General features: G+C 45.2%; 2 protein-coding genes. Both read right to left on the bottom strand.

Translation table 11 applies throughout. From position 1 onward, the window contains the following. Positions 1-133 precede the first annotated feature (133 nt). Positions 134-367: a DNA methyltransferase gene (locus tag GO013_RS16670; RefSeq protein WP_163813161.1), complete on the bottom strand. Its 234-nt coding sequence runs from the start codon at positions 365-367 to the stop codon at positions 134-136. Positions 368-422: 55 nt separating this feature from the next. Continuing rightward, positions 423-837, bottom strand: a 415-nt coding sequence (locus GO013_RS16665; RefSeq protein WP_163813159.1) for a phage tail assembly chaperone, incomplete at its 5' end; no start/stop codon positions are given.

Genomic DNA, 837 nt, shown 5'->3' with positions numbered 1-837 from the left:
TAAAGCCGCGCGCGAAAATTCGCGGCGATCTGTGAGATAATTCCCTCGCCTTTCCTGTTTCATATTTTGAAAGAGTGTTTCAAAAACAAAGGGGTCACGTCAACATAAGTCGACGTGACCCCTTTTTCATTGTTTAAGGTTTGATGGGTCCACAGCCCCAGCCGGTGAGTTCGCTGAGACGATCCGTGGCGATTTCAAAGTAGGCGTCCGACATCTCGATACCGATGAACTGCCGAGCCGTCTCGAGACAGGCTTGGCCTGTGGAACCTGAACCCATGAACGGGTCCAGGATAGTGCCGCCTTCGGGCGCGATCTCAAGAAGGTTGCACAGGAGTGGGACCGGCTTTTGGCCAGAAGGCGGTTGCATTCGCCGCACCGAATTTCGTTTATCATTTTTCAACCTCTTTGCGATTGCCCGCTGACTACATCCAATTGGGCGGTGCCGGAATCGTTATTTCCGGCCAACCTTTCACATTAGGCCAATCTCGTAGGCTTTGGCGATAAGTCAACAGTTCAGAATATTGATTATCTGTCAATCTTGTTGAAATATTCAAGGCTAATTGTTCATTATGCCTTTGTACCAACCAATCAGATTCGGTTAACAATGCATCACGAGCGGCTCGAAAATGATAAAAAATATCATTTTGAGTTGGTGCTGGAATATCCTTCAATGCAGGATATCCATCTTTTTTTGCTTGGATAATTTGTCCTGTTTCCTGACCTTTTAATAATGTTTGATATTTTGCATCTGTGATTTTTACGGCATCACTAGGAATTGTGGGATGAAAATTTGAATCATAAAATCCGCCTGTACTTCGACTATAGAAAATCATGGTG

Source organism: Pseudodesulfovibrio sp. JC047, assembly GCF_010468615.1.
In the GTDB taxonomy this organism is placed as follows: domain Bacteria; phylum Desulfobacterota; class Desulfovibrionia; order Desulfovibrionales; family Desulfovibrionaceae; genus Pseudodesulfovibrio.
This window is presented reverse-complemented; position numbering and strand designations above follow the sequence as displayed.